Genomic DNA, 26,431 nt, shown 5'->3' with positions numbered 1-26,431 from the left:
CAAAACCCGTGTGAAACGGGATTTCAGAAGGCCGAACAATGGCCGCGACGGGGAGACATTTGATGAATTCCGACACTCAATCCAATCGTCCGCTTTCCGAAGAAGAGCTTCAGGATCTGGTTGCATCTTCTGACGCAGGAGGGCGAAATCCGGTCGGGAACGTGGGCGTTTTCCTGGCGGTCGTGGCCGCGATCTGGTCGATATTTCAAGTTGTTCTGGCTTCGCCCTTGGCGAATTATGTCTTGCCCGGAAGCGTCGTGAACAATGCACGGCAATTCCATCTGGCTTTTGCTTTGTTTCTGGCCTTTGCGGCCTATCCGGCGCTCAAATCCAGCCCCCGGAACTATATTCCGGTTCAGGATTGGATCATGGGATTGGTGGGCGCGTTCGTCGCGCTGTACGGCTATTTCTTCTATGACAAGATCGTCAATGCGGGCGGTTTGGCCGACGACACTGACAAATGGGTTGCGTTGCTTGGCCTGGTGCTGTTGTTCGAGGCCGCGCGCCGTGCGCTTGGCCCTGCCATGGCAATTATCGCGACCATATTTTTGGCCTATGTCTTCTTCGGTGCCTCGGAATGGGTGCCCGAAGTTATCCGCTGGAAGGGCGCGAGCCTGAAAAAGGCGATGAGCCACATGTGGATCACGTCCGAGGGCGTGTTTGGTATCGCATTGGGTGTTTCCACGAAATTCGTCTTCCTGTTCGTGCTGTTTGGCGCATTGCTGGATAAAGCCGGGGCAGGGAACTACTTTATCAAGATGGCCTTTGGGGCCCTGGGCCACCTGCGTGGTGGTCCGGCCAAGGCAGCGGTTGTGGGCTCGGCTGCGACCGGCCTGATCTCGGGCTCGTCGATTGCCAATGTTGTTACCACCGGTACCTTCACCATCCCGCTGATGAAGCGCGTCGGGTTCAGCAGTGAACAAGCGGGCTCGGTCGAGGTTGCCAGCTCGGTCAACGGGCAGATCATGCCGCCGGTGATGGGGGCCGCTGCATTCCTGATGGTGGAATATGTGGGCATCTCTTATGTCGAGGTGATCACCCATGCCTTCCTGCCGGCTGCGATTTCCTACATCGCACTGGTTTACATCGTGCACCTTGAGGCCGTGAAGCGGAACATGCCCACGCTGGGCGACCGCGATGTGCATCTGGCGCGGACCGTAGTTGGGATGCTGGGCTTTTTCCTGGTGTTTGCAGGTCTTTGCTATGGCTCACAATTCCCGGTGGATGCCGTGACAAGCTGGGTGCCGTCGGCCGCTGGGATCGTGCTCAGCCTAATTATCTGCGCGGTCTATGTCGCACTGCTTTATCTGGCGGCGCAGGTGCCTGACCTGGAACCCGACGACCCTAACGCCAAAGAGGTTACGCTTCCGGTCATCGCCGATATCTACAAAGCTGGCCTGCATTACCTGCTGCCGATCATCGTGCTGGTCTATTTCCTGATGATCGAACAGAAATCACCGGGCCTGTCCGCCTTCTGGGCCACATCGTTGCTGTTTGTCATCCTGCTGACGCAGAAGCCGCTGAAAGCGATGTTCCGCGGGCAGAGCAACCTGTACAACACTTTCATCGATGGTGTTGCCGACCTGTGGCAAGGTCTGATCGACGGGGCACGCAACATGATCGGTATCGCGCTTGCCACGGCAACCGCGGGCGTGATCGTGGGAACCGTCACGTTGACGGGGGTTGGTCAGGTTATGGCCGATCTGGTCGAGTTCCTGTCGGGTGGCAATCTGATCCTGATGCTGGTCATGGTCGGGCTGCTCAGCCTGATCTTGGGCATGGGTCTGCCGACAACCGCGAACTATATCGTTGTCAGCTCTTTGATGGCCGGTGTGGTTGTTGAGTTGGGCGCCCAAAGCGGGCTGATCGTTCCATTGATCGCTGTCCACCTGTTCGTGTTCTATTTCGGGATCATGGCCGACGTGACACCTCCGGTCGGGCTGGCCAGTTTTGCCGCCGCGGCCGTGTCGGGCGGTGATGCGATCAAAACCGGTTTCACGGCCTTCTTCTACAGCCTGCGCACCGTGGCGCTGCCCTTCGTGTTCATTTTCAACACCGATCTTCTGCTGATCGATGTGACATGGGTCGAAGGGATCATAGTGGCGATTTTCGCGACGATAGCGATCCTTGTCTTCACGGCAGGCACCATGGGGTACTTCCTGACCCACAGCCGCATCTACGAAAGTATCGCGCTGATCGCCGTGGCCTTCGCCCTGTTCAGGCCGGATTTCTTCATGGATCGCATCGCGCCTCCATACACTTCGGTCGAGCCTGCGGCGTTTGTCGAAACCATCGGCCAGACTCCACCGGGAACCGAGGTTCGCATGGTGATCAGCGGGCCGGATTTTGATACCGGCAAGATGGTGGACACCACGGTTGTCGTGCCAGTCGGATCCGAAGAAGGCGGTGAAGCGCGCGTCGATGCCATGGGGCTGCTGTTGCTCGAAGAGGATGGCCTTGTCAAACTTGACGAGCCGATGTTTGGATCACCGGTTGCCGAAGATCTGGCCAACTTTGACTATTATGGTGACGAGGCCGTGCGTCTGAGCTCGGCCAGCCTGCCGTCCAGCCAGCCTCCGAAGCAACTGGTCTATTTCCCGGCGCTGATCCTGCTGGGTCTGATCGCTTTTCTGCAACGCGGCCGTGCCGCCAGACAAGAGGTGCTCGCATGACACGTTCCGTTCTGTGTGCCGTTGATATCAGCAATGGCGAGATTGATGCACCGGTTCTGAAAAAAGCAGCCGCGCTGGCGGATATGGAAGGGGCGCAACTTGACGTGGTGACAGTGCTGCCCGATTTCGGGGAAAGCTGGGTTTCGGGGTTTTTCGAATCCGGTTTTCACGACAAGGCGTTGGAGGAAGCGCAGGCCAAACTGACGGCGCTGTGCGTATCGGCCCTGGGGGCCGAGCGCAACGAAACCATCCGCCATGTGGTTGCGACAGGAACAGCTTATCAGGAGATTTTGAAGACGGCCGAAAGTGCCGGCTCTGATTTAATCGTAATCGGAGCCCACAAGCCGGATTTCAAGGATTACCTGCTGGGCCCGAATGCGGCACGCGTGGTGCGACATTCCAACGTCTCGGTTTACGTGGTGCGCTGACGCGAAAAGCAGATGCCGTGCACAGAGGTGCCGGAGCCCCGACGGTCGCCTGCCGCCGTTCGGGCTCCCGCAGCCAGGTCAGTAGCCCGTCATCTCGAGATACCCAACGCCCTCGTGGCTGCCGGTGACCGTGACCGGACCTTCCCAATATTCAAAACGTGTCCCCATCCAGGCGTCCGGTGTCAGGGCGGATACCTTGACGTCGATGCCTCGGTCCGCAAGCACGACGCGCCATTGCGTCGGGATGTCGCGCCCTGCCACCTGATCGGTCGCAAGCGGCTCAAGCCTGACGGATCCGTCGGGGATGGCATCGGTGCTGCCGTCTGAATTGATCCATGTAGCCGAAGTGAAATCGCCGCGACCACCGCGCAGTCGAAAGGCCATCAGCTTGTCCCCGTCCTCGAAGCTGAGCGAAAACCAATCCCAGCCGGTTTGATCCTCGGCCAGGGGTTGCGAAGACCATTCCCGGTCCAGCCAGCCCTGACCGGTGACGCGCATATCGCCATCCGGCAGGTGCAGTACGCCTTCGACTGAATAAAAGGGTTGCGAATAGTAATAGCTGGCTTGCCCGTCGGCGGATTTGACAGAATAGCCCGCTTGGCCATGAAACACCAACGGGCCTTGTGCGCTCAGCGCAAGATCGTACCCGAAATCAGCCCCGTTCGCGGTCAAGGTCAGGGTATCCATATCCGGTCCGGCCATGCGCCATTCGTCGATCCAAGCCTCGAACGGTTGCACCGCAACACCTGCCTGCCCAATCCCCCCACGCGACAGGCGTTCGGCAAAATAGTGGGTGTCAGGCGTGGTGACAGCCGCATGGCCCATCCAGATCTGCGGGCTGTGCCATCCATCTGTTTCAAACGGTTTCAGGGCCGACCGGAAAAGGGTCCATTGGATGCCATAGTCACGCCCGTCCTCGCCTTTGAGGTTGGCCGTCAGATACCACCATTCGATCCGATAGGCGGGATGAGGCCCGTGGTCTTTGGGAAAGTCGAATTCAAAGCCCGCCTGCGGAACCTCGAACCCTTCCGCCGACCCTCCAAGACCTGCAAAGCCCTGCGCCCAAAGAGGCGATGGGCACAAAAACACGAGAACGGCCAAAAGGGTTTTAACGTTCATTGGCGAACACCTTCAGCAAATCGGCAGGGGGCAGACGCAACATGCGCAGCGCGGGCAGGGCCGCTGCAACCAGGGCGGCCAGCAGGGTCAACAGGAACAGCCACAACCAATCCCAGGGAAACACGAACATCGGCAACCGCCAGCCAAAGGCTTGCACATTGATCACCGCCAACAGAACCCAGGCGAGAATCAGACCAAGCGGCAACGCCAGGCTCGCGGTCAGAGCCGCGAGCAGCACGCTGCGCAAAAGCTCCAGCCGCGCCAGTTGCGCCCGGTTCAGTCCTAGCGCCCATACCGGAGCAATCTGAGGCAAGCGCTGGGTCCACAGGGTCAGCAGGCTGGTGAGTATGGCAAATCCCGCCACACCGAGGGTTAGAACATTGAGCGCCGATGTCACGACAAAGGTCTTTTCGAAGATTGCCAATGATTGCGCCTTCATGGCGGCCTGCTGGACCACGGCCTGACGCGGCAGGGCAAACCGCTCGCGCAATGTCTGCGCCATTTCAGTCGCCTGTTCGGGGTTCAAACGGACGCCAAACCGTCGGGTTTCGGCCCCTGGTGCGATCCGGTCAAGTTGGCTCATCGACACTATGGCTTGCCCGGTTGGGTTTCCATAATCCGAATAAACCCCAGCGATGGTCAGCGTGTGAGCCGGGGACAGTGTCAGCGTATCTCCGGGCCATAGGTTCGCGCGCCGTGCCAGTTGTTCGTTGATCAGAACCGCGTCTCCGGCCATCACGTCGTCCCATACGGTCGAGTTTGCCGATATCAAGGGCCAGTGTTGCCGATAGACCGGATCGTCAATGACCCCGTACAGAAACAGGGGGCCCGTTTCGTGCGACAGTTCCATGTTGCGAATTGGAAGGATGGCGTCGACCTGTGGCCGCAGCCAATCCGTGATCTCGCGACCCTGTTCTTCGTCACGGACGGTCAGATACAGCTCTGAGGTCAGGCGCTGGTCGAGCCAGCCGACAAAGGTCAGCCGGAAACTTGAAACCATTGTACCCACACCGATATTTGCCGCAAGCGCAAGCAACAGGGCCATCAGGGCAAGCGACAGCCCGGGCAATTGTGCCCGCATGTCGGCCCAGACCCACTGCGCGACGGCGCCACGGGACCTGTTGCCAAAGACCGAAAGCGCAAAGGTCAGAAGCGCCGGCAACAAAAGCGCGGCACCCGTCAGCAATCCGGCCAACAGCACGAAACCGGCAACCAGCCCACCGATGCCGAGATAGGCGATGACACCGCCGAGGATCAGGGACAAGCCGAGCAAACCTGTCACACGACGTGTGCCGGCATTGCCCTGCCAGGCTTGCACACCGGGCCCCGCCAGCAGGGGCATACGAGACAATCGCCACAGCGCATGGCCACTGGCAAACAAGGTGCCGCAGACAGCCATCGCCATCCCGGCAAACACCCAATGGGGGTGCAATGTCAGCTGTCCGGTCACGGGCGCACCATACAGGCCGCGAAGGGTTGCCGCGACATCGGGCAACAACGCTCCAGCCAGAAAGAACCCAAGAAGCAGCCCCAAGGTTCCACCGATCAGGGCCAGCCCCGTCAGTTCGGTCAGGATCAGGAAGACCAGCCGCCGCATCGAAACGCCCAGCGCACGCAGGGTGCGGATCATGCCTCGGCGTTGGGCAAAAGCCAGCCCGACGGTGCCGTTCACGATGAACAGGCCAACGGCAAAGGACAGCAGGCCAAAAGCCGACAGGTTCAGGTGAAAACTGTCAGTCAACCGAGCAGTATCGACTTGCGAGGATGGGCTGGCGCGCTCCAGTTCGGGCGCGATTTCGGCCAAAGGTGGCCGATCACGCGGCTGATCCGGCAACACAATGAGTCGCGAGATGAAATCGGTTTGGTTCAGCAGGGCTTCGGCTGTGCCGATATCCGTCAGAATAACGTCCGGTGGCAGCGCCGTGGTGAACGAAACCGGCGGAAGGTTGTTCTGGTCGCGCAACAGCGGCGCCAGCTCTGCCGCGACCAGAAGCCGCCCCGGAGCGGTCAGCATGTCTGCCGGCTCAGTCGGCGCGGTGCTTTGGTCGGCTTCGGTGACGGCAGGCAGGGCCGGGTAGGCGACCATGTCCACACCCATCAGGCGCAATGTGCGGCCCCGGATTCGATAGGGGCCCTCCAGAACGGCCGCCACCTGCCAGCCAGCACGACGCAGATCTACGTAACGAGAAACCGGAATCAGACCGAAAGGATCGCGCAGCTCGTCGAACTGCCCAAGGGCAAGCTGCGCGTTGGCCCGGGCATAGCTGGCGCGCGCTTCGGCATTGATGGCCTGAACCGCGGACCAGAGACCGGTGGCCAACGCGATGCCTGTCAAAAGCGTCGCCAGTTGCAACCAGTGCACCCGCCAGTGTGACATCAAAGCCTGAATGACGGCGCGTGTCATTGGATACAACCACCGCAGAGCTGGACGGTTCGATCCAGTCGGGCTGCAATCTGTTGGGAATGCGTGACCAACAGAAGCGCTGCGCCGGTATCAGCCACCAAGGCCAACATCAGATCCAGAACCCTTGCGCTGGCGGTTTCATCCAGATTGCCCGTGGGCTCATCCGCCAGCAGCAGTTTCGGACGCGCTGCCATGGCACGACCAATCGCCACCCGCTGCTGTTGCCCGCCGGACAGGTTTTCGGGATATCGGTCCAAAAGATCGGACAGGCCCAAGCGTTCGGTCAGATGCGCGGTCCACCCGGCATCCTCGGCGCCGGCAAGGCGGGCGTGAAAAGAAAGGTTCTGCGCAACGGTCAGCGAAGGGATCAGATTGAACTGCTGAAACACCAACGAAAGCTGACTGCGCCGCAATTCGGCCCGCCCGGCATCGTCCAGATGGGACAGAGGGGTTCGGTTCAAGATGATTTCACCGCTGTCGAAACAGTCAAGCGCTGCGGCAAGGTTCAGCAGAGTGCTTTTGCCACTGCCGCTTTCGCCGGTCAGGGCCAGTGTCTGCCCTTCATCCAGTGTCAGCGACACGTCGCGCAGAACCGGGCGCCCGCCGGGATAGGTTTTCTGAACACGGTCGATGGTCAACAGCATGGTCTGGCCTTTTTTCTTCCAAGGATGTGCGACGGAATTCCAAACTGTCCAGTGCGGACCCGCACTCGGTTCCATTCGCCGCAGGCGTTCTTCACGATCGCCGGGGTTGTGCCCTGCACCTCAACGGGTCATTCTGCCCGGACGGTACACTGTCGTAAATCGGGATGAAAAACATGACGTTGCTGCATCAGATCGTTTGGGGCAGTACATTTCTGGCGCTCTGCTTCTTGGTCGAGATTCTTTTGTTAACCTGGTGTACCGTCACGATCATCAAGTGGGATGAAAAATGGTCGGCCAAGGGGGTGTTCTTTGGTACGGCAGCACCGATCGCGGTATCTTTGGCCTTTATTGTCGCGACGCACACGATTCAGGTCTGGATTTGGGCCATCGTCTGGGTGTTGCTTGAGGTTCTGCCGGATTGGAACTCGGCCATCTATTTCTCACTGGTGACGTTCACGACCCTGGGATACGGCGATATCGTTTTGGGCGAAGGGTTGCGAATTTTTGGGTCTTTTGCCGCGGTTGCTGGTCTTCTGGCCTTTGGTCTGTCGACCGCTTACCTGGTGGCGATGATGACGCGCGTTTTTCAAGAAAAGTTCTTTTCCTAAAGGATAGGCGCAAACAACCGCGCCAACGGGGCGCCAAACCGGACATGGGCAGGTTGCTGGGCCAGACTGCGCGTCAACTCATAGCTTGCCTCGAAATCCGCGCGCAGCATGTGATCAACTGCCAAGGCTGCTCGGGCATCAAAAAACAGGGCCATCGCTTCGAAGTTCAGCCGGAAGGACCGGTTGTCCAGATTGGTCGTGCCGACCGCAGCCAGCGTGTCGTCAACCACGAAAACCTTCTGGTGCATGAAACCGTCCGTATATCGGAACACGCGTACGCCGCAGTCGCGGATTTCGTCGAAATAGGCAAAAGCAGCCAGCCATGGCAGCCGATGGTCTATGATATCGGGCACAAGGATGCGCACGTCCACACCGCGCATCGCTGCATGTTGCAATGCGGTCATGACGTCGATGTCGGGCACAAAATAGGGCGAGGCAATCCACAATCTTTCTTTCGCCTCGGCGATGGCCGAAAAGAACATCATGGCGCCGGTTTCGGTTTCATCTCCGGGTCCGGTGGCCACCAATAGGGCATTCATGTCCTGCTCGGCCTCGCTGCCTGCCCAGTCGAGGTCGTCAATCAGGTCTTCATCGCGGGCCCAGTGCCAGTCTTCAGTGAAGATGAGCTGCAATTGCCGGACGATGTGGCCGGTCATCTTGATATGCGTGTCGCGCCAATGGCCGAAATGCGGGTCTTCTCCCAGATATTCAACGCCCACGTTGTGACCGCCGATAAAACCTGTTTCACCGTCGATGACGACGGTTTTGCGATGGTTCCGGTAATTCAGCTGAAACCTGAAATTTGGCCCGCGTTGCTCGCGCGGGTCGGCGACGTCGATACCCGCATCGCGCATCGTGTCCAGATAGGTGTTTTCCAATCCATAGCTGCCGACGGCATCGGTCATGAAACGGACATGCACCCCACGTTTCGCAGCCTCGATCAGCTTGGTCTGAAGTTTTCGGCCCAAGGCATCGTCTCTGACGATATAGAACTGGATCAGGATATAGTTCCTGGCCTCGTCTATCGACTGGAAAATGGCGTCAAACGTTGCCTGACCATCGATCAGAAGCTGAGCGCCATTGCCACTGGATACCGGAAGATGAGCCAGAAATTCGAATGGTCGTGGATTGATCGACATCGTTGTCGGATCAGGCCTGGAATAGTCGGCAAAGGTCTTGATGCCTTCGACGACCCGTTCGCTTTGTTGGCGCGAGATGCGATAGCCGCGAAACCTGTGATGCCCCAGAAACAGGTACATCGGAACCGCAAAGATTGGCGCCGATACCAAAAAGACCACCCAGCCAACGGCTCCTTGCGGTGTGCGCGCGGTTTGTGCCGCGCGCACCGAAAACACAACTGCGGTTGCGTACAACGCAAAAACAAAGATGGATACAAGCAAAGTCCACATGGGCGGTAAGTCTTTCGGGTCGTTCAGTTTCCTCCAGTGTAGACCCGCGACCAGTCTTTCGCCATATCGACGATGATCCAGCCTTTGTCCGGCCCCTGATCCAGACCGTCAACCAACCGCCCAATCGGACTTTCCCGATCATAGGCCCACTCACGTTCGGCATCCGTATGGTGGAGCAGAACACCCAGCCGTGGTCTGCTACCCGAGGTTGTCCAATTCAGCATGGCGAAATCGCCGTCTGAGTTTCCTCCGGCCAGAATGGGGCGTTTGCCGATCGTGCGTTCGATGTTGATGGGTTTGCCTTCCTTGTCGTCGATGAAGGCAATCCCGGGGGCCTTGATGACAGTCGGAACGCCATCGACGTCTTCGAATGTCGAGTTTCCATAGGTGCCCAGAACCTGTTCCGGCGGAATGCCATAGGCCTGTTCCGCGAAGACCCGCATGAAATGAACACCGCCGCCCGAGACGATATAGGTCTTGAACCCTTCGTCCCGAAGATAGCGCAACAGTTCGACCATGGGCTGATAGGTCATCTGGTCATAGGGCAATCCGGTGTCCGGGTGTCGGGCCTTGGCCAGCCATTGCGCAACTTCGGCCTGAAACGCCTCGACGCTGGTTCCGGAATGCGAGGCGTTAACAACTTCGATCAACGCATCGTGGCCGCCTTGAAGAACCGTTGCTAAATCACCTTCGGCAGCGGCTTTCAAAGCGGGTGTGGACAAGATCGAAGGATCTTGTTCAGCCAGTTCAGAAAGTCGATCCATGGCAAAGATAAACTGGAAATAAACCGGCTGTTCGGCCCAGAGTGTGCCGTCATTGTCAAATACCGCGATCCGATCTGAAGGTGTCACATAGTCAGGTCCTTCTGCGTCAGTAACACTGGACACGAATTCAAGGATCGCCTCTTTTGCCGCTGTGGCGTTCCAACTGGGCAGCGGATCAGCGAGCAGGGATATGGGAACACAGGTCAGAAAAGCACCTAAAAGAACGTGTTTCATGAAGCTCTCGATAACTGTTGTGTTGAAAAAAGGCCGCCCTGCGCAGGGCGGCCTACAGCGTGGGGCCGCCGGGCCTAGTTGTTGGTCGGCGTTGTCAGCTTCTCCATGACCTGATCCAGGTTGAAGCTGGCTGCTTTCTGACGTGGCGGGAACTCCTCGAACGTGCTGAGGAAATTGCCAACGTATTGCTGGGCGGGCACAAGGAAATAGGCCCGGTCCAACAGCCAATCGTAATAGGTGTTGGACGTGCGGTACGCGCGTTCATACGGATCGCGGCGCAGGTTGATGATCAGCGGGATGCGCAGTTCGGTCCATGGCTCGATCCAGGCACGCAACGTGGCCCAGGCTTTCTGCTCCAGGAAGATGAGCTTCCAGTCTTCGAAGCGCAGCGCCGTGAGGTCACCATCATCCGAGAAATAGAAGATTTCTTTCCGGGGGCTTGCCGCAGTTTCACCAGTCAGCAGCGGCAGAATGTTGTAACCATCAAGGTGCACCTTGTAGTCGCGACCCATGCCCGATGAGCTGTAGCCGGCCTTCAGCTTTTCCTTGATGTCCGGATCGCCGGCCACGGCGAGGTAAGTGGGCAGCCAGTCCATGTGATGAACGATCTCGTTGGTGACTGATCCGGCCTCGATCTTGCCCGGCCAGCGCACCATCGACGGAACGCGCCAGCCACCCTCCCAGTTGGTATTCTTCTCGCCCCAGAACGGCGTGGCAGCCGCATCCGGCCAGGTGTTCATGTGGGGACCGTTGTCAGTGGAATAGTGGACGATCGTGTTGTCAGCGATGCCAAGCTCGTCCAGCAGATCCAGCAGCTGCCCAACATGCATGTCGTGTTCGATCATACCGGCGGTGTATTCATCAGCGACCCGCCCCGACAACTCATTGGCCTTGGCGCGCATCTCGTCTTTTACGTGGGTGCGGAAGTGCATGCGGGTACCGTTCCACCAGACATAGAAGGGTTGACCTTGCTCATGCGCCCGCTTGATGAAGTCGATGGCCGCGGCCACAGTTTCGTCATCCACGGTTTCCATACGCTTGCGGGTCAACGGTCCGGTGTCTTCGATCGTGCCATCGGATTTGGATTTGATGACGCCGCGCGGGCCATAGGCCTCGCGGAAGGTGCGCCCATCCGCCAGAACGCGATCACCCGGATAGTCTTCGTTTTCCGGTTCTTCCTCGGCATTCAGGTGGTAAAGATTGCCAAAAAACTCATCAAATCCGTGATTTGTCGGAAGATGCTCATCCTTGTCACCAAGGTGGTTTTTGCCGAATTGACCGGTCACATAGCCGTGGTCTTTGAGAAGTCCCGGGATAGTTGGGTCTTCAACCTGCATTCCAAGATCTGCCCCGGGCAGGCCGACTTTGGACAGACCGGTGCGGAACACGGATTGCCCCATGATGTATGACGAACGGCCGGCGGTACAGGATTGTTCACCGTAGTAATCGGTAAAGATCATGCCTTCTTTGGCAACCCTGTCGATATTGGGTGTCTGATATCCCATTAGACCCATGGTATAGGCCGAGATGTTGGATTGACCGATATCGTCGCCCCATATCACAAGAATATTGGGCTTTTGATCCTGCGCCCAGGCGGGCACGGCAAGGGCGACAGTTACGGTCGCCACTGCGAACCGGCGCAGTGTTCTACGCCAATTATCTGCAATCATTCGTGGAGAAGACATGAAGTGCTCCTGATCAGTCGAGCCTTAATGACTCGGAAAATTGAAATTTAGTTGAAGCCGCTAGCTTATACTTGAAGCTGCAAGCAAGTTTTTGATTGCCCGAATAAAAACAATTTCTTGTTCGGGCAGTGAACACAGCTATTTTACGCGATGAAACGCATCGAAAACTTATCATATGATCACTTTGAAAGATACAAATGTTTGATTCTGATGACGATATGCGGATTTTGGCCAAGACCGACTGGTTTGGCACGCGCGATTCAAAGTTTCAGAGCGATCTTATGACATGCGCAATTCAAAGAACCTTCGATTCCGGAGAAACCCTGTACCACCACGGCGACCGCGCCAACGGTATTCATGCGGTGCTCGCAGGCGCGCTTCAGATCACGGCACCTGCCGATGATGGACAGGAATTCGTATTGCATCAGGATGGATCAGGATTCTGGATCGGGGATCTTGCGCTGTTTGCCGAAGCCAAACGACTGGTCAGCGTCGTGGCAACGCAAAAGACCCGCACCTTGTTTTTTCCCGGCTCGCGGGTAGAACGCATGATTCAGACAAACCCGGAATACATCCGTGATTTCTATGCATTGACGCATGAAAACATGAAGACTGCACTGCGCATCATGGCCAATCTTGCGGTTACGGGGTCTGAAAAGCGCCTTGTGCTGCGTCTGTTGCACCTTGACGAAGGCGCTTTGAGTTCGGACGGATGGATTATTGTGTCTCAGGAAGAACTTGCTGAAATGGTTGCGGTATCTCAGCCGACGTTGCACCGACATCTGCATCATCTGGCAGATCTGGGCCTTGTGGAATTGGGGTATGGCCGGCTACGGTTGATCGACCGGCGCAAGCTGATCAGCAACTGTCAAAGTTGAAGTCTAAGGGTTGAGCGGGGGTAAAGACTCGCTCTTTCTTTCTGTTGCGCTTTTCAGTGCGCCGAGGTGTTGCATGGCCGCTTGCCAGTCTTCCGGGCTGTTGCCAGCCGTCGCTGAATACCGCGCCGCACCGATATTCATTAGACTGCTTTCAAGATCCAAAGAACGCTCGGGGTACGCGCTGCGTGATTTCCAAAGATCCAATGCCTGATAAACCGCGGGCAAATCCCGTGATTTTAAAGCGGATCGCAAGGCATCGACGGCATATTTCTCCGATGCCAGATACCTGCGGCGCCGTTCCGTTTTCCAGGTTGCATAGCGCGGGCGCAGAAACCTTCCCAAAGTCCACAATGCGAATACAACAATGACAAGGTAAAGAACTGATTTGATGATGGTTTGCGCGTCAGGCGGCTGCCGCCTTGGGGGGGCTAGTGTAAGCTTGGTCGAGGGAAGTGATGCCGTTTCGATCTGACCGGTGTCCAGATTGAACCAGTCGATGGAAACGGCCGTCAATTGTGTTTCGCCCCCGTCTTGGGCGATGTACACGGTTTCTTCGACCCGTTGCCCGGACAGGATGCCCCGGTCTTCTGTTTCCGAAAAGCGGGGTTCCTTGGGATAGGCGCGCAGCTGTTGGCTTTGATCCTGCGGCGTCAGCGCCGGGATCGTCAGGGCCGTGGTGCCAGAGATCTGCGCGCTTATCTCGCGCGTGATGGAATCACCGGCCTGCATATCGGTCGGACCGTCCAGCTTCTGATCAAGAGAGAAACCACTTGCGATGATCAGCGGGTCAAGACCTTGAGCGCCCTCGGGGATCTCTGCGTTCAGCTGTATGGAAGGAAGCTGAACCGAAACCTGAACCGGGTCATTGGACTGCAGGTCGGCAAATGTCACGACAACCTCTTGCGCATCATACGCGACCGGCCCTGATGTCAGCGGATACAGTCGATAACTGCGCTGTACACCGGACCACGTTTCTCCGTGTACCGTTTCGCTTACCGGACCAGAAGCTCGCTCTGGCAGGCGAACCAGGATATTTTGTTGCTCCAATGATGGAAATACAGGCGGCTGCGGCATGAAGGTCGGAACCAGAACCTTGATGCGGACGATGGCGGGCTGGCCGACGATGACGGCCTCGTTCGGGACGTCCACTGATACCCGAGGTTGATAGGCTGAGTTTTTCTGTGCGGACACTGACAACGGCATCAACAGGATGAAGACAGCTAGGTATCTCATTCAGTTTGCTCCTGTATTTCCAAAAGGAAACGGTTTCTCAGAAAATCCTGCATGTCGGTGTCGATCATACTGATCCACTGGTCGGCGGACAGTGACTGTGGCCCGTCCTTGGGGGCTTGAACCGTGGTGTCGCTGCCGCGTGCTGCATCGTTGTCAAACACGGTATCATCTGCACCGATGCCAGCCTCTTCCCCTGTGTCAGACTGTTCACGCGTCGTTTCGACATAATCCAGGATGGCCTTGGACAGGTCGAGATTTTGCTGGGCTTCGGGCCAGTCGGGGCGACGTTCCAAGGCGGTCTCGAACGCTGATACGGCTGGGCGATACTCGCGGTTTTTTATGCGGGCCATACCTTCGGCAAACGCAGCTTCCGGCGTGTCCAGCGTGGAAAACACGGACGACGCCTTTTCGTATTGACCATCCCTGAGATAGGCATATCCCTTGTGATATGGGTCTTCGAACATCTCGGCCGCGTCGCCAAATCGTTTTTGGTTCATCGCGATCTGGCCTTGTTGGTCGGGGGTGAAAAACCAGTCTCGCCATCCTTCTGCCCGCGCGCCGGATGAAGGCAACGCAATCAAAACCAGAACCGCCCAACGAATTACCCAGCCCTTGCGGAACCACAGCAGAGACAACACCGCAGCAGGCCAGGCCAGGATCCAGCCCTTGTCCTGCCAGTCCAGACGATCATCGTCATCCAGGGCGGCAGTATAGGCCGATTGAATGCGGCGCATCAGTTGATTGATGTCCCGATCGTCGTCCGAAAACGCGACCGCTGAGGCGTTGGGGATGTTGTCCAGCTGCGCGATACGACCACCATCCGGCAGCATGGTGAGAACGAAAATATCAGAAGAAGAGGAGCTTAGCCCCGTTACCTGAGATGGATCAAGATCGTCCAATACAAACAGCACCGCCCCAGGGCTGTCGCTGTCTTCCAGAATGGACTGAGCCAACGCAAGCGCATCGGCTGCCGCATCGCCATCCTTCGGCATCACCGCGGGGGTCAACCCCTCAAGCAACGGACGAAGTATGTTCGCATCTTCGGTCAAGGGCGCAACTCGGTGCGGCGTTCCTGCATAGGCGATCAAAGCGGTACGTGCGCCGGCACGTTCGGTGATCAGGTCGGAAATCTTGAACCGTGCCCGATCCAGCCGCGATGGCGCAAGATCCGAGCTTTCCATGCTGTTGGTGACTTTGAGAGCGATCACCAACGGGGCCGTGTCTGCGATCAACGGGTTGGGCGCGCGCGACCATGTCGGGCCCGAGGCCGCCAAAGTGACAAGCGCCGCAATGATCAGCGCAACGTCAATGGGCTGGATGCGCCTGTTTTCTTCCTTGCCCAGCAGCAAGGCCTCTGCAAGGTGCGGGGCGATCCCTGATGGCAGTTTGGTGTCTGCCATCGGTCTGGGCCTGATCCGCCACCACAACACAAGGATGGGGATGAGAAGCAGCAGGTAATAGCCTCGGATAAAATGAAAATCAGCCAGATCCATCGTCAGACGGCCCCCTGGTGTCGCTGTGAGAAATGGAACCAGGTCATGCTGACCATGATGACGATCAGCGCGATGAGTAACGGAATATGGGCAAGGCTTTGCTTGGGGCGATAGCTTTGCGTTTCCACCATTCTGGGGTTCTGAGAGTCAATGCGTGCGTAAGTTTGTTCAAGGGCCGTTGCATCGTCGGCAAAGAAATATTCTCCGCCCGTGCGATCGGCTATGTCCTTCAGTGCCTGAAGGTCGACACGGTCTTCGCCCGTGGCATTCGGGTCTCCGACACCAATCGTATAGACAACCACGTTCTTTTCCGCAGCAATGGCCGAGGCATTGACGGGTGTCATGCGACTGGACGTATCGGCACCATCGCTGAGGACAATCATCAGGCGCTGGTCAACCTCGCTGGATTCAAAGGTTCGAATGCCAAGCCCGATCGCATCGCCCAAAGCCGTGTTCGGACCCGCCATGCCAACTTGAGTTTGATCCAGGAACCCATTCAAACTGTTCAGATCTTCCGTGAAGGGCGCTTGAATGAACGCGCGTGTTCCAAAGATGATCAGCGCTATCCTGTCACCATCTCTTTCAGAGATGAACTGCCTGAGAACCTCTTTGACCGCCTCCAACCGTTGTATCGGGGCACCTGATCCGGTCCGGAAGTCGCGCTGATCCATCGAGCCAGAGATATCCAGCGCCAAAACCACATCGCGGGCAGATTTTTCCATCACGACGGGATCGCCCAGACGTTCCGGACGCGCCAGCGCCAGAACCAGAAGTATCCAGATCAAGGCGGCGCTGGCTGTTTGCAGCCGGGCCCGGGTTCGGATCATTGACCCGGACTGCGGCTCGACGCCAGCCGCCTGGGCCACGCGGCGAAAAAACGGAATGCGAATGGACACGGCTGTTTCCCGCCAGGGCGGAGCAATGGCGTACACCAGCAGCGGCAGCGGCAAAAGCAGAAACACCCAAGGCGCAGAGAAGGAAAACATCAGGTTCCCCGATACCGTTTATGGGACTTGACCCAATGCCTAGCAAGCTGGGTCAAGGCGCGGTTTGGCGGCAGGTCCTTGTACGGCGCGTCGATCAGCGTTTGCCCAATGTCTGATAAAAAGGACTTGTCATCAGAGGTTTGCGAAAGGAAATTTAACCAGTCATCTCCGTGAATCCCTGCAACCTGCCTGCGCGGATATGCGACCAAAGCGGTGCGGCGAAGGATTTCGGCAACTTTTGCCGACGTGATATCCGGGTCTGCCAGCTCGGCCAGCGCATGGCGGCGATACGCGTTCGCCAGCCTTCGCCGGATGAAAAAAACACTGACCAGTACGGCAAGGCCAAGCAGTATGACGGCCAGCGCCAACCACCCCCATGTCTGCGGAAACATCGAAACAAGCGTGGGTTCCGGTGCCGGCTCGAGCATATTCAGCAGATCAACCAGAGATTTCCCTGTCGTGTCGATGCTCATTTCTGCCCCCTGCGATGTCCGAACAGATACAGCAACTGATCCAGGGCAGGTTCCGCGGTCGTCAATGGAACAACCGGAAAGCCGTATCGACGGGACCATGTGTGCAGGTGGTCCAACCTGTCTTCCATGGATTTGCGAATTTTGCCGGACAATTCGGGGTCGGCGCTGTCGATTTCGATCTGGTCGCGCCCGTCCGAGACCGTGAGTTTCAGATCGGGCGCCAGCTCCTTGGCTGTCTTGTCAGCGATATTGAACACGATCAGATCGTTTGAGACCGCAACGCGGCGCAGCAGGGATTCCGATTTCTCGTCAAGCCCGTCGCAGTCGGAAAACAGGCAAACCAGCCCGTTGGTTTGGGTCATACGCGCGGCTTCCGACAACATGTCATTCAAAGTTACGATGGGTTGCGGGTTCAAGGCAGCATGCAAGGCCGAATTGGCAGCCCCGATGGAAGACAGAAACCGCATGAGCGCCGCCGCGCGGCGCTGCGGCCTGTGTTCAGCAACGCTTGTGTCGTTGAATACCAGACCACCGACACGATCGCCCTGACCAAGAACGCGATGCGCGGTGATTGCGGCAGCTTCGGCGGCGATGACCGATTTCATGTAGACTTCGGTTCCGAAAAACATCGAAACGCGCTGATCGACCAGCAACAGGGCAGGGCGGTCTCGTTCCTCGGTATAGACCCTAACATGGGGCTCACCGGTTCGCGCCGTGACTTTCCAGTCAATTGTGCGGATATCGTCGCCCGGTTGGTAGTTGCGCAATTCCTCGAAATTCAGGCCGCGTCCGCGCAGGCGCGATGCGTGTCTGCCATTCAGGATCGACCCGGCAGGCTGACGTGGCAAAAAGCTCAGGGCACGGGAATGCAGTTCCAGACGCAACAGGTGATCCGCACTGACGTGAATGCGGGGATCATCGGGATATGCTGTGGATCGCTGCACCCGGCCAACCCTAAAAGTCAGGGCAGCGCGACGAGACGCAGGATGTCCGCGATCACGTCATCTGCCGTTTTGGCGTTTCCCTGCGCCTCGAAGCTCAGCGTGATGCGGTGACGGAAAACGTCATGTGCAATGGCTCGAATATCCGCAGGGTCCACATAGTCACGCTGGTTCATCCACGCATGCGCCCGACCGCATTTGTCCAGTGCCAATGAGGCACGCGGGCTGGCGCCGATTTCGATCCAGCTGGCCAGTTCTTCGCTGAGCGCCGCAGGCGTCCGGGTCGCCTGAACCAGATCGGCCATATAACGATCCATTGCATCCGAAACATGGATCTGCCCGATTTCCGAACGCGCTGCAAAAACGGCATCTTGCGGGATTGTCGGTGGTGGCTCGCTTGACGCGCCTTTCCCGGCGGCGATCTCTTCGCCCCGCACCAGCCGGATCACTTCAACCTCGTCCTCGACCGGTGGATAGGTGATCTGAACATGCATCAGGAACCGGTCCATCTGCGCTTCGGGCAGGGGATAGGTGCCTTCTTGTTCAATAGGGTTCTGGGTTGCCATCACGATGAACAGCGGTTCCATTTTGTGGGTGGTCCCGGAAACCGTGACCTGCCGTTCTTCCATCGCCTCCAACAATGCGGCCTGAACCTTGGCCGGTGCCCTGTTGATTTCGTCAGCGAGTACGATATTGGCAAAGATCGGCCCGGGTTCGAACCGAAAGGTGCCGCCTTCGTCAGTTTGTTGAAATACTTCGGTTCCCGTCACGTCTGAAGGCAGCAGATCGGGCGTGAACTGGATCCTGCTGAAGTCTGCATCCAGATTGCGCGCCATCGCCTTGACTGCACGTGTTTTGGCCAATCCGGGCAGACCTTCGATCAGAAGGTTTCCGTTGGCCAGCATGCCGATCAGCAGTCGGTCGATGACCTCGGTTTGCCCGATGATGGACTGGCCCATGCGGGCCTTGAGATCAAGCATCTGATTAAGTGCATTCATGGGTAGTGGTCCAATCGGTGCCAAGCTGGAAGAAACGAATTGATAGCGGAACAGGGGGTAAGCCGGTCAGGAATATCCCGAAATATCGGAATGCTAACAGGCTTTTGCGGACCGATCTACCGTGAATGCCTGGCGGTGAGGTGGCGCAAATCGTTCCTCAGTTCCTGTCGTATGGGCCCGGTGTTGGGCGCGTCGCGCAAACTGTCCAGCCAGTGGGGGTGAGGCGCCTGTCCTGCGGCCCTGCTCCAGGTCAGATCCCGCAGGATTTTCTGTGCACCGACGTCAAGTGTGTCAGGAATTTCGAAATCACTCAGGGTGGCCCAGACGCCGCTCCACAAGCGCCCTACGGACCAGGGATTGTATCCGCCGCCACCCAGAACCAGAAAACGAGGCGAAAGAGGCTTCAGCGCCGCCACCGTTCGCCAATGCGCGTTGTTGGACAGGGTCAAACGCGAAAGCGGGTCCTCGGCCACGGCGTCGGCCCCGCATTGCAGGACAATCGCCTGCGGTTTGAACGCTTCGGTCGCAGGTAGGATCAAGTGATCCAGAATGGCGGCGAATTCGTCGTCGTTCAGATGTCGTGGAACCGGCAGGTTGAAGGCCGCGCCACCGGCGTCTTCCTCAAGTTGACCCGTGAACGGCCATCGACGCGTTTCATGGACCGAGATCATACGCACTCTGTCCGACCCGTGAAACGCAAGTTCAACCCCGTCGCAATGATGGGCGTCGATGTCGACATAGACCACGCGATCCAGGCCAGCGCTCAAAAGGGTCTGTATCGCCAGAACCGGATCGTTCAGATAACAAAACCCGTTCGCCCGGTCCGCAAGGCCATGGTGGGTGCCGCCCGCAGGGTTGAAAACGATCCCTCCATCCCGGATCAGTTCGGCGGCCAGCATGGACCCACCGGCGGCGGTTGCCGGCCGCCGGTACATCTCGGCGAAGACCGGGTTCGACAGAGTCCCCAAACCGTATTTATCCCGTATTTCGTCCGTGACGTGCTGGTCCGCTTCGGCCTTTTGCAGGGCGGCGATATAGTCCGGCGTATGAAACCTTTCCAATACACTTGGCTTTGCGCAGGGGCTGACGCGGTAGTTCTCGGGGGTCAACCATCCCAGTTCGCGACACAGATCGATGACGGTTGACACCCGTGGTATGGCCAGCGGGTGTTTTGAACCGTAGGTCGAGTTGCGGTAGATATCCGATCCGATGAACAGGGGGCGTTTCATGACCTAGCTTGCTGCGGCCTGACTGTTGTCCTCGCCCAACCTGCCATCCAGTGACATCAGTATGGCGACGGGCCGAAGGGCCGGGATGTGGCTGAACACGATCAGGATGCATACGGTCAGAGGTACGCTCAGAAACGAACCGATCAGTCCCCAGACCGTTGTCCAGAAGGTCAGGGCCAGAATGACAAGAAAGGTCGACATGTTCAGGGATCGGCCAAGCATGGCCGGATCAAGGAAATTGCCGATCAGGAATTGGATCGTACCACATCCCAGCACGATCACCAGGAAGGGGATGATCGTTTCGAATTGAACAAGCGCGATCATGGCCGGAAAAAGCACCGCTATGATCGAACCGATCGAGGGGATGAAGTTCAGGGCAAAGGTCAATACGGCCCAGGTTTCCGCGTATTCCAGACCAAGCGAGCGGAAAACCGTATAGCTGATCGTTGCCGTTATCAGGCTGATCAGGGTTTTGACGCCGACATAGCGCTGCAAGCTGACCGAAATCGCATCGAGCATGGCGGAAAACTCTGCTGCGGCGACGGGGTTTCCGGCGGCCAGTTGGATCTTTTTCCGAAAGGCCAGTCGTTCGGCCATCAGAAAGGCGACATAAAGGCTGATCAGGAAGAACTGGTTCAACAATGAGGTGGCACTGCCCAGCAACACGCGTGCGACATAGGACATGTCGATACTGACCAGATTGTCACGAATGAAGGTGGTCACGTCGTTGCCGACCAGCCCCGTTACACGCTCGACCGCACCGTCAAACTGGTTTTCATAGGTGCTGATGGATCGTGCAAACTGTGTCGCCTGACTGCCCAGCACGTACATGATCATGAACAAACCGGCCAGAACGACAGTCACACCGGCAATATTGGCCAGCCAGACCGGAGCGCGGGTCAGGGCGACGACGCGATCGCTCAGCGCGATGATCAATACATTGACCAACAGCGCCATGGCCAGCGGGATCAGGAAGTTCGCACCGGCATAGAGACCCAGCACGATCAGGGTCGCGATGATGCATGTATCCCGGACAACGGACAATCGAAGCTTGGGTCTAACCGTGATGTCTTTTTGATCCGGGGTCATTCGGTATCCTGTATCTGGCCCATTTCCCGTCCTGCGCCGCCCAATCCTGCACGCGAGGTCTTGTTTATGCAATGCGTTCAGGCGTTTGTTGGCCCTCATTAGCCAAATAGATTATCACGATGGGTTCTGTGTTCTATTTCGGCAGGTTAGGGTTGCAGCATGACAACTGCAGCGAATCCCTTGTTTGGCCGACCTGTTCAGGCGCTTTGGCTGTCGATCCGCCGGTTCAGCAGAAAGAACGGTTTTGTCATGAGCAGCCATGTGGCCATGTCGCTGATGATGGCGCTGTTTCCCTTTGTGCTGTTCACCGTGGCGCTGGCAGGGGCGTTGTCTCAAGGCTATGTCACAGATGAGTTGATCGACCTGATTTTCGGAGCGTGGCCCAAGGACGTCGCAGATCCGATCGTGGCCGAACTGCGGGCCGTTCTGGCCGGATCCGGCTCGGGTGTCATCACCTTAGGGGGGCTGCTGGCGATTTACTTTGCCTCCAACGGCGTGGCTGCCGTACGTGCAGCCATGAATCAGGCCTACCACGACGAAGACAGTTGGCCGTTCTGGAAAACCCGGCTGCTCTGTCTGGTGCTGGTCATTCTGGGCGGGTCGGCCATTCTGATCATTGCCGCGGTCGAGGTGGTTTTGCCGGTCTATACGAAACTGGTGGCTGAACACACGGAGGTTGCCGTGGCCAACTGGTTTTCCGTGGATCGCCTGCGCTGGACGTTCACCGTGGCGGTTCCTGCGGGTACCGTTCTTCTGGCGCATCTCGTGCTACCGACCCGCAGGCACAGCTTGACGCAAATCCTGCCCGGCGTCTTGTTGACTTTGGTCTTGTGGGCTGCCGGTGGGTGGGCGTTTTCAATTTATATCAGCCAGTTCGCCACCTACAGCGCCACCTATGCTGGATTGGCGGGGGCCATGGCGGCATTGATTTTCCTGTATCTCTATTCGGCGATCCTGATCTTGGGGGCCGAATACAACGGTGCATTGATTGACCTGCAAAAAGCCGCCGAAGGAGATACGGCATGAGATTTGCCCTGATACTGGCCTGCCTTGCAATTGCTGGTGAAGTTCAGGCGCAGACGCCAGAGTATGTGGGCTCAGACCAGTGTACCGATTGTCATCAACAAGAAGCCGAAGCCTGGGCCGCGTCACACCATGCGCTGGCCTGGACAGACCCTACTGACGGCGCTGTTGTGGCGGATTTCGATGGTACCCGGTTCGATCATGACGGGATGTCCGTCCAGTTCAAAAATGAGGCTGGCAGCTTCACCGCTAGTGTAACGGAGAAAGACGGTGCAACGACGGAATATGACGTGCATTCCGTCGTTGGAATCGAACCCTTGCAGCAGTACCTTTTCGAAACCGAACCGGGCCGGTTGCAAAGTTTCGACGTGGTTTGGGACATAGAGCAAAAGCGCTGGTATCACCTGTACCCTGATCAGGACCTGCCGCCTGATGACGGGTTACATTGGACCGGCCCTTACAAGAACTGGAACGCGCGCTGCGCCGAATGTCATGCCACGGGTTTTGAGAAGAACTACGACCCTCAAACCAGAAGCTACACGTCTCAGCAGGTCGAAATCGGGGTCGGGTGCGAGGCCTGCCATGGGCCGGGGTCCGCACATCTCGATTGGGTCCGGGAACGGGGTTCTTCAGATGGCCTGGCCAATGCCGGCTTTCTGTTGAGTTGGGGCAAGGGGCGGACCGAAGAAGAAATACAGCAATGCGCCGGATGCCACTCCCGGCGCGAGGCGTATGGCAACGGAAACCCGGTTCCGGGAACCCCGTATCATGATGCCTATAATCTGGCCGTGCTGCGCCCCGGTTCCTATCATCCCGACGGACAAATTCTGGATGAGGTTTACGTCTACGGCTCGTTCCTGCAATCCCGGATGTATGCACAGGGCGTCGGATGCATGAACTGCCACGAACCGCACAGCGCAGAATTGAAAGCCGAAGGAAACGGGGTTTGCACACAGTGCCATTCGCCTGCCGGAAATCCGGAATTCGCAACCCTTTCCGCAAAGGACTATGACACGTCTGCGCATCACAATCACCCGGAAGACAGCGAAGGCGCCCAGTGCAAAAGCTGCCACATGATCGAGCGAACCTACATGGGTGTCGACGGTCGACGCGATCACAGTTTTCGCATACCGCGACCGGATCTTGGGCTGGGCGTTGATGCCTGCACGGACTGCCATCAAGACCAGGATCAGGCCTGGGCCGCAAGCCAGATAGAGGGCTGGTTTCCGGGATCGCCAAATCGACGCCCGCATTATGGGACAGTTTTCAAAGCCGCGGCCGAAGGGCAGCTCGACACGCCCGAAGGTTTGCTTGCCGTCGCAATGGATGCGTCGCAGCCCGGGATCGTCAGAGCGACCGCCGCGTATCTGTTGCAACCGTTTGGGTCGCCACAGATCGCCGCTGACACAGCGCCGCTTTTGCAGGACGTTGACCCGCTGATACGAGCAAATGCAGCGGCGCTGCAACGTCAGGCCAGCCCGGCAGATCAGGTGCGCAGGCTCGAGCCGTTGCTGTCTGATCCTCTGCGAAACGTGCGCATCGCTGCCGCCAAAGAGTTCCTGAGCATACCGCCGCAGGGCTTGACGGCCGAGCAGCGGACCAGGCTTGGGCAGGGCATGTCGGAATGGCAGCAGGTCATTTCGAACAGGCTGGACGCCCCGGAAACCCATCTCGTTCTGGGGGGCATGGCATTGACGCTTCGCAACGCGCAAGCGGCGGAACAGGCGTTTAGAGAGGTCGTGACGCTGGACCCGCAGAGGGCAGAGGCGTGGCCGATGTTAGTGCAACTGGCGCAGATCAATCGTGGCCCGGAAGCTGCGCGCACAGTGCTGCAAGAGGCGCTGGACAGGTTGCCGGATGATCCGAACCTGCTGCAATTGTCGCAACAGTTTGGGCGCTGACCCGGCACATCCGTGCCCGAATTCTTTCATTTTGACGGCAGAATTCCTTGTTACAGCCAAGAACAAAGTGCTGATCCGAGGTGAGCCATGTCCAACGATGCAACAATGCGGAAGATGCCGGGTTCAAGTTCGGTGTCACTAGCCCAGCGCATCGAAGACCTGCGCAACCGGGAACCATCATACGTTACGCACGGAGATACGCTGATGTTGCAGGGAATGGCTGTCACGTCCTTGCGTGAACAGCGTCTGAGCGGAAATCTTATCCGGCTAGATGATTAAGAGCCGCCTCGAAACCCGGTTGCCACAACGAATTTTTCCGAACTGTCCGAGCGAGACGCCGGCGGTTTGACATGGGCGACTTTCTGGAATTTCTGCTTGAGCAACTTTTGCAGATCGCCCTCAGCCCCCCCAGCCAGAACCTTGGCAACAAAAGTGCCGCCTTCTTCCAGAACGTCAAAGGCGAAATAGGCGGCAGTTTCGCACAGCGCCATGATGCGCAGGTGATCGGTCTGCTTGTGCCCCGAAGATGCCGCCGCCATATCCGACATCACGACGTCTGCCTTGCCGCCCAGCCAGTCTTTGACCTTCTGGTCGGCGTCATCCTCCATGAAATCCAGAACGTGGATTTCGGCCCCGGCGATTGGTTCGACCTCTTGCAGGTCGATGCCCAGCACGGTTCCGATCCGTTTGCCTGACTTTTCGCCCAGCGCGTTCACGCGTTTGACCGCAACCTGACACCAACCGCCGGGCGCACAGCCCAGATCCACAACCCGCGCCCCAGGCACGAGAAAGCGGAATTTGTCGTCCAGTTCCAAAATCTTGTAAGCTGCGCGCCCCCGATAGCCTTCGGACTGCGCACGCTTGACATAGGGATCGTTCAGTTGCCGCTCGAGCCAGCGCGTCGAGCTGAGCTTGCGCCCGCGCGCCGTCTTGACCTTGACCTTCAGGTCGCGCTGCCCGCGGCCCGAGTTGTTTTTTCCACTTGGTGTCTTCGCCATTAGAACGGTCCGTCTTCCAATACACCGTCCGCGCTCATCTGTGCGTAAAGCAGACCTTCGCGCAGCCCCCGGTCCGCCACCGAAAGGCGGTCAGTGGGCCAGCAACGGAGCAATGCCTGCAATATGGCCGAGCCGGACATGATCAGGGCTTGCCGGTCTTCACCAATGCGAGGGTCCCGGCGCCGCCCATGAGGGCCGAGTTCTAAATACCCGCGTATGACTTTGTCAATCTGATCGCTGGTCATGCGCAGCCCGTCCACTTTGGTCCGGTCATAGCGCTTGAGGCCCAGATGCGATGCCGCGACAGTAGTGACCGTGCCACTGGTGCCGACGATCTGAAACCCTTCGCGCGCCTGTTCGTCCTTGTAGGGGGCAAAGTCGGCAAGGTTTTCCTCGAAAAACCAACTCATCAACGCAAATCGGGCCGCGTCATCCTCGACATCATTAAACTGGTCCCGCAGTGTGGCGACGCCCAGCGGCACACTGATCCAGTCAACGACCTTGGCCGCGGGAAAAGGGCTGTCGACAGTGTGAAACCCGTGATGCAGCCGCATGATGGCCGCAGGCCGGTCGCGGCGTGGAACGGACGAGATGTCGATCCAGACCAATTCGGTCGAGCCGCCTCCGATATCGACGACCAGCAACTGCTCGGTCTTGGTCGAAACCAGTGGGGCACAGGAAATCACCGCCAGACGGGCTTCTTCCTCGGGCTGTATGATCTCGAGCGTCAGGCCGGTTTCGCGCTTCACCTGTCGGATGAATTCGCGCGAGTTCTTGGCGCGGCGGCACGCCTCGGTCGCGATCAGACGCATCCGTTTGACCTTGTTGCGTTTCAGCTTTTGCTGACAGATTCGCAATGCCTGAACGGTACGCGACATCGACGCCCGCGACAGTCGTCCGGTGCGTTCCAGACCCGCGCCCAACTGCACGGATTTGGAGAAACTGTCGACCACATGGAACCCACTTCCCTTGGGCTGGGCTATCAACATGCGGCAACTATTTGTCCCCAGATCCAGTGCCGCATAAAGAGCATCCGGATCGGGTCTTGCCGGCGCGGGGCTTTCGACCGCTTTCGGGAACGCGCCCGCACCCTTGGGACGCTTGGGCGCCATCTTTACGCCCTCCGATTTTCGAGTTACCCCGACCCTAGGCGGGGGATTGCTGACGTGCAAGTGATTTCAATTTTGAAACTAACGCGCGTGTCACATGCCGTTCACAAAAT

General features: G+C 58.0%; 23 protein-coding genes. 7 read left to right on the top strand and 16 right to left on the bottom strand.

Features of this window, described 5'->3' with window-relative positions; translation table 11 throughout:
* Nucleotides 1–62 precede the first annotated feature (62 nt).
* Nucleotides 63–2,672, top strand: coding sequence for a TRAP transporter permease (locus ACR0FB_RS01705; RefSeq protein ID WP_480619450.1), 2,610 nt, complete (start codon nt 63–65; stop codon nt 2,670–2,672).
* Nucleotides 2,669–3,100, top strand: a complete 432-nt coding sequence (locus ACR0FB_RS01700; protein WP_171632280.1) for a universal stress protein — start codon at nt 2,669–2,671, stop codon at nt 3,098–3,100. Before ACR0FB_RS01705 ends, ACR0FB_RS01700 begins: the two co-directional genes overlap by 4 nt.
* Before the next feature lie 78 nt (nt 3,101–3,178).
* Here ACR0FB_RS01700 and ACR0FB_RS01695 read toward each other — a convergent pair whose 3' ends face one another.
* Genes ACR0FB_RS01695 through ACR0FB_RS01685 form a run of 3 tightly spaced genes read right to left on the bottom strand, consistent with a single transcriptional unit; the run spans nt 3,179 to nt 7,267 of the window.
* Nucleotides 3,179–4,219, bottom strand: a complete 1,041-nt coding sequence (locus ACR0FB_RS01695) for a lipocalin-like domain-containing protein (RefSeq protein ID WP_480619448.1) — start codon at nt 4,217–4,219, stop codon at nt 3,179–3,181.
* The gene (locus tag ACR0FB_RS01690) at nt 4,209–6,623 is read right to left on the bottom strand and encodes an ABC transporter permease (RefSeq protein WP_480619446.1); all 2,415 of its coding nucleotides are present in this window, start codon (nt 6,621–6,623) and stop codon (nt 4,209–4,211) included. Before ACR0FB_RS01690 ends, ACR0FB_RS01695 begins: the two co-directional genes overlap by 11 nt.
* A complete protein-coding gene (locus ACR0FB_RS01685) occupies nt 6,620–7,267 on the bottom strand; it encodes an ABC transporter ATP-binding protein (protein WP_209833037.1) in 648 nt (215 codons plus the stop codon). The genes ACR0FB_RS01690 and ACR0FB_RS01685 overlap by 4 nt, the downstream gene beginning before the upstream one ends.
* Before the next feature lie 173 nt (nt 7,268–7,440).
* Here ACR0FB_RS01685 and ACR0FB_RS01680 point away from each other — a divergent pair, with 173 nt between their 5' ends.
* Complete coding sequence (locus ACR0FB_RS01680; RefSeq protein ID WP_171723222.1) at nt 7,441–7,875, top strand: potassium channel family protein; 435 nt, start codon at nt 7,441–7,443, stop codon at nt 7,873–7,875.
* On the opposite strand, the gene cls is transcribed toward ACR0FB_RS01680, so the two are convergent.
* The 3 genes from cls to ACR0FB_RS01665 all read right to left on the bottom strand — a co-directional run bounded on the left by cls (nt 7,872) and on the right by ACR0FB_RS01665 (nt 11,967).
* Nucleotides 7,872–9,284: a cardiolipin synthase gene (cls, locus tag ACR0FB_RS01675; protein ID WP_480619444.1), complete on the bottom strand. Its 1,413-nt coding sequence runs from the start codon at nt 9,282–9,284 to the stop codon at nt 7,872–7,874. The genes ACR0FB_RS01680 and cls overlap by 4 nt on opposite strands.
* Nucleotides 9,285–9,307: 23 nt before the next feature.
* Nucleotides 9,308–10,282, bottom strand: coding sequence for an HAD family hydrolase (locus ACR0FB_RS01670; RefSeq protein WP_480619442.1), 975 nt, complete (start codon nt 10,280–10,282; stop codon nt 9,308–9,310).
* Nucleotides 10,283–10,356: 74 nt separating this feature from the next.
* A complete protein-coding gene (locus tag ACR0FB_RS01665) occupies nt 10,357–11,967 on the bottom strand; it encodes an arylsulfatase (protein ID WP_245217974.1) in 1,611 nt (536 codons plus the stop codon).
* A 197-nt stretch (nt 11,968–12,164) separates the two neighbouring features.
* Here ACR0FB_RS01665 and ACR0FB_RS01660 point away from each other — a divergent pair, with 197 nt between their 5' ends.
* Entirely contained in the window at nt 12,165–12,845 is a 681-nt protein-coding gene (locus ACR0FB_RS01660) for a Crp/Fnr family transcriptional regulator (protein ID WP_171632296.1), read from the top strand.
* A 3-nt stretch (nt 12,846–12,848) separates the two neighbouring features.
* Here the strand turns inward: ACR0FB_RS01660 and ACR0FB_RS01655 are convergent, their stop codons facing one another.
* The 8 genes from ACR0FB_RS01655 to ACR0FB_RS01620 all read right to left on the bottom strand — a co-directional run bounded on the left by ACR0FB_RS01655 (nt 12,849) and on the right by ACR0FB_RS01620 (nt 21,287).
* Nucleotides 12,849–14,078 carry a hypothetical protein gene (locus tag ACR0FB_RS01655; RefSeq protein ID WP_480619440.1) on the bottom strand — a complete coding sequence of 410 codons (1,230 nt, stop codon included), beginning with the start codon at nt 14,076–14,078 and terminating at the stop codon, nt 12,849–12,851.
* Nucleotides 14,075–15,478 (bottom strand): VWA domain-containing protein, encoded by a 1,404-nt coding sequence (locus ACR0FB_RS01650; RefSeq protein WP_480619438.1) that lies wholly within the window; start codon nt 15,476–15,478, stop codon nt 14,075–14,077. The genes ACR0FB_RS01655 and ACR0FB_RS01650 overlap by 4 nt, the downstream gene beginning before the upstream one ends.
* Nucleotides 15,479–15,573: 95 nt before the next feature.
* Nucleotides 15,574–16,557, bottom strand: a complete 984-nt coding sequence (locus tag ACR0FB_RS01645) for a VWA domain-containing protein (protein WP_480619436.1) — start codon at nt 16,555–16,557, stop codon at nt 15,574–15,576.
* On the bottom strand, nt 16,557–17,030 hold the full coding sequence (locus ACR0FB_RS01640) for a DUF4381 domain-containing protein (RefSeq protein ID WP_480619434.1): 474 nt from the start codon (nt 17,028–17,030) through the stop codon (nt 16,557–16,559). The genes ACR0FB_RS01645 and ACR0FB_RS01640 overlap by 1 nt, the downstream gene beginning before the upstream one ends.
* Nucleotides 17,027–17,974: a DUF58 domain-containing protein gene (locus ACR0FB_RS01635; RefSeq protein WP_480619432.1), complete on the bottom strand. Its 948-nt coding sequence runs from the start codon at nt 17,972–17,974 to the stop codon at nt 17,027–17,029. Before ACR0FB_RS01635 ends, ACR0FB_RS01640 begins: the two co-directional genes overlap by 4 nt.
* A 17-nt stretch (nt 17,975–17,991) precedes the next feature.
* A complete protein-coding gene (locus ACR0FB_RS01630) occupies nt 17,992–18,969 on the bottom strand; it encodes an AAA family ATPase (RefSeq protein ID WP_480619430.1) in 978 nt (325 codons plus the stop codon).
* A gap of 116 nt (nt 18,970–19,085) precedes the next feature.
* Complete coding sequence (locus ACR0FB_RS01625; protein ID WP_210092385.1) at nt 19,086–20,198, bottom strand: acetoin utilization protein AcuC; 1,113 nt, start codon at nt 20,196–20,198, stop codon at nt 19,086–19,088.
* Between the two features lie 3 nt (nt 20,199–20,201).
* Nucleotides 20,202–21,287, bottom strand: coding sequence for an AI-2E family transporter (locus ACR0FB_RS01620; protein WP_480619428.1), 1,086 nt, complete (start codon nt 21,285–21,287; stop codon nt 20,202–20,204).
* A gap of 159 nt (nt 21,288–21,446) precedes the next feature.
* On the opposite strand from ACR0FB_RS01620, the gene ACR0FB_RS01615 reads away from it, so the two are divergent.
* The 3 genes from ACR0FB_RS01615 to ACR0FB_RS01605 all read left to right on the top strand — a co-directional run bounded on the left by ACR0FB_RS01615 (nt 21,447) and on the right by ACR0FB_RS01605 (nt 24,490).
* Nucleotides 21,447–22,313: a YihY/virulence factor BrkB family protein gene (locus ACR0FB_RS01615; protein ID WP_171723234.1), complete on the top strand. Its 867-nt coding sequence runs from the start codon at nt 21,447–21,449 to the stop codon at nt 22,311–22,313.
* On the top strand, nt 22,310–24,211 hold the full coding sequence (locus ACR0FB_RS01610; protein ID WP_480619426.1) for a cytochrome c3 family protein: 1,902 nt from the start codon (nt 22,310–22,312) through the stop codon (nt 24,209–24,211). Before ACR0FB_RS01615 ends, ACR0FB_RS01610 begins: the two co-directional genes overlap by 4 nt.
* Before the next feature lie 87 nt (nt 24,212–24,298).
* Entirely contained in the window at nt 24,299–24,490 is a 192-nt protein-coding gene (locus ACR0FB_RS01605; protein ID WP_171723236.1) for a hypothetical protein, read from the top strand.
* Here the strand turns inward: ACR0FB_RS01605 and ACR0FB_RS01600 are convergent.
* Both ACR0FB_RS01600 and ACR0FB_RS01595 read right to left on the bottom strand, forming a co-directional pair.
* Nucleotides 24,487–25,209 carry an RlmE family RNA methyltransferase gene (locus tag ACR0FB_RS01600; RefSeq protein WP_171632325.1) on the bottom strand — a complete coding sequence of 241 codons (723 nt, stop codon included), beginning with the start codon at nt 25,207–25,209 and terminating at the stop codon, nt 24,487–24,489. The two genes, ACR0FB_RS01605 and ACR0FB_RS01600, sit on opposite strands and share 4 nt — an antisense overlap.
* Nucleotides 25,209–26,321: a Ppx/GppA phosphatase family protein gene (locus ACR0FB_RS01595; RefSeq protein WP_171115826.1), complete on the bottom strand. Its 1,113-nt coding sequence runs from the start codon at nt 26,319–26,321 to the stop codon at nt 25,209–25,211. Before ACR0FB_RS01595 ends, ACR0FB_RS01600 begins: the two co-directional genes overlap by 1 nt.
* Nucleotides 26,322–26,431: the final 110 nt, after the last annotated feature.

This window comes from Ruegeria sp. P10, assembly GCF_056534925.1.
This window is presented reverse-complemented; position numbering and strand designations above follow the sequence as displayed.

Bases quoted from the DNA above. Each gene is read 5' to 3' on its own strand.
- ACR0FB_RS01705 (WP_480619450.1), top strand. From the start codon at position 63: ATGAATTCCGACACTCAATCCAATCGTCCGCTTTCCGAAGAAGAGCTT.
- ACR0FB_RS01700 (WP_171632280.1), top strand. From the start codon at position 2,669: ATGACACGTTCCGTTCTGTGTGCCGTTGATATCAGCAATGGCGAGATT.
- ACR0FB_RS01695 (WP_480619448.1), bottom strand. From the start codon at position 4,219: ATGAACGTTAAAACCCTTTTGGCCGTTCTCGTGTTTTTGTGCCCATCG.
- ACR0FB_RS01690 (WP_480619446.1), bottom strand. From the start codon at position 6,623: ATGACACGCGCCGTCATTCAGGCTTTGATGTCACACTGGCGGGTGCAC.
- ACR0FB_RS01685 (WP_209833037.1), bottom strand. From the start codon at position 7,267: ATGCTGTTGACCATCGACCGTGTTCAGAAAACCTATCCCGGCGGGCGC.
- ACR0FB_RS01680 (WP_171723222.1), top strand. From the start codon at position 7,441: ATGACGTTGCTGCATCAGATCGTTTGGGGCAGTACATTTCTGGCGCTC.
- cls (WP_480619444.1), bottom strand. From the start codon at position 9,284: ATGTGGACTTTGCTTGTATCCATCTTTGTTTTTGCGTTGTACGCAACC.
- ACR0FB_RS01670 (WP_480619442.1), bottom strand. From the start codon at position 10,282: ATGAAACACGTTCTTTTAGGTGCTTTTCTGACCTGTGTTCCCATATCC.
- ACR0FB_RS01665 (WP_245217974.1), bottom strand. From the start codon at position 11,967: ATGTCTTCTCCACGAATGATTGCAGATAATTGGCGTAGAACACTGCGC.
- ACR0FB_RS01660 (WP_171632296.1), top strand. From the start codon at position 12,165: ATGTTTGATTCTGATGACGATATGCGGATTTTGGCCAAGACCGACTGG.
- ACR0FB_RS01655 (WP_480619440.1), bottom strand. From the start codon at position 14,078: ATGAGATACCTAGCTGTCTTCATCCTGTTGATGCCGTTGTCAGTGTCC.
- ACR0FB_RS01650 (WP_480619438.1), bottom strand. From the start codon at position 15,478: ATGGCAGACACCAAACTGCCATCAGGGATCGCCCCGCACCTTGCAGAG.
- ACR0FB_RS01645 (WP_480619436.1), bottom strand. From the start codon at position 16,557: ATGTTTTCCTTCTCTGCGCCTTGGGTGTTTCTGCTTTTGCCGCTGCCG.
- ACR0FB_RS01640 (WP_480619434.1), bottom strand. From the start codon at position 17,030: ATGAGCATCGACACGACAGGGAAATCTCTGGTTGATCTGCTGAATATG.
- ACR0FB_RS01630 (WP_480619430.1), bottom strand. From the start codon at position 18,969: ATGAATGCACTTAATCAGATGCTTGATCTCAAGGCCCGCATGGGCCAG.
- ACR0FB_RS01625 (WP_210092385.1), bottom strand. From the start codon at position 20,198: ATGAAACGCCCCCTGTTCATCGGATCGGATATCTACCGCAACTCGACC.
- ACR0FB_RS01620 (WP_480619428.1), bottom strand. From the start codon at position 21,287: ATGACCCCGGATCAAAAAGACATCACGGTTAGACCCAAGCTTCGATTG.
- ACR0FB_RS01615 (WP_171723234.1), top strand. From the start codon at position 21,447: ATGACAACTGCAGCGAATCCCTTGTTTGGCCGACCTGTTCAGGCGCTT.
- ACR0FB_RS01610 (WP_480619426.1), top strand. From the start codon at position 22,310: ATGAGATTTGCCCTGATACTGGCCTGCCTTGCAATTGCTGGTGAAGTT.
- ACR0FB_RS01605 (WP_171723236.1), top strand. From the start codon at position 24,299: ATGTCCAACGATGCAACAATGCGGAAGATGCCGGGTTCAAGTTCGGTG.
- ACR0FB_RS01600 (WP_171632325.1), bottom strand. From the start codon at position 25,209: ATGGCGAAGACACCAAGTGGAAAAAACAACTCGGGCCGCGGGCAGCGC.
- ACR0FB_RS01595 (WP_171115826.1), bottom strand. From the start codon at position 26,321: ATGGCGCCCAAGCGTCCCAAGGGTGCGGGCGCGTTCCCGAAAGCGGTC.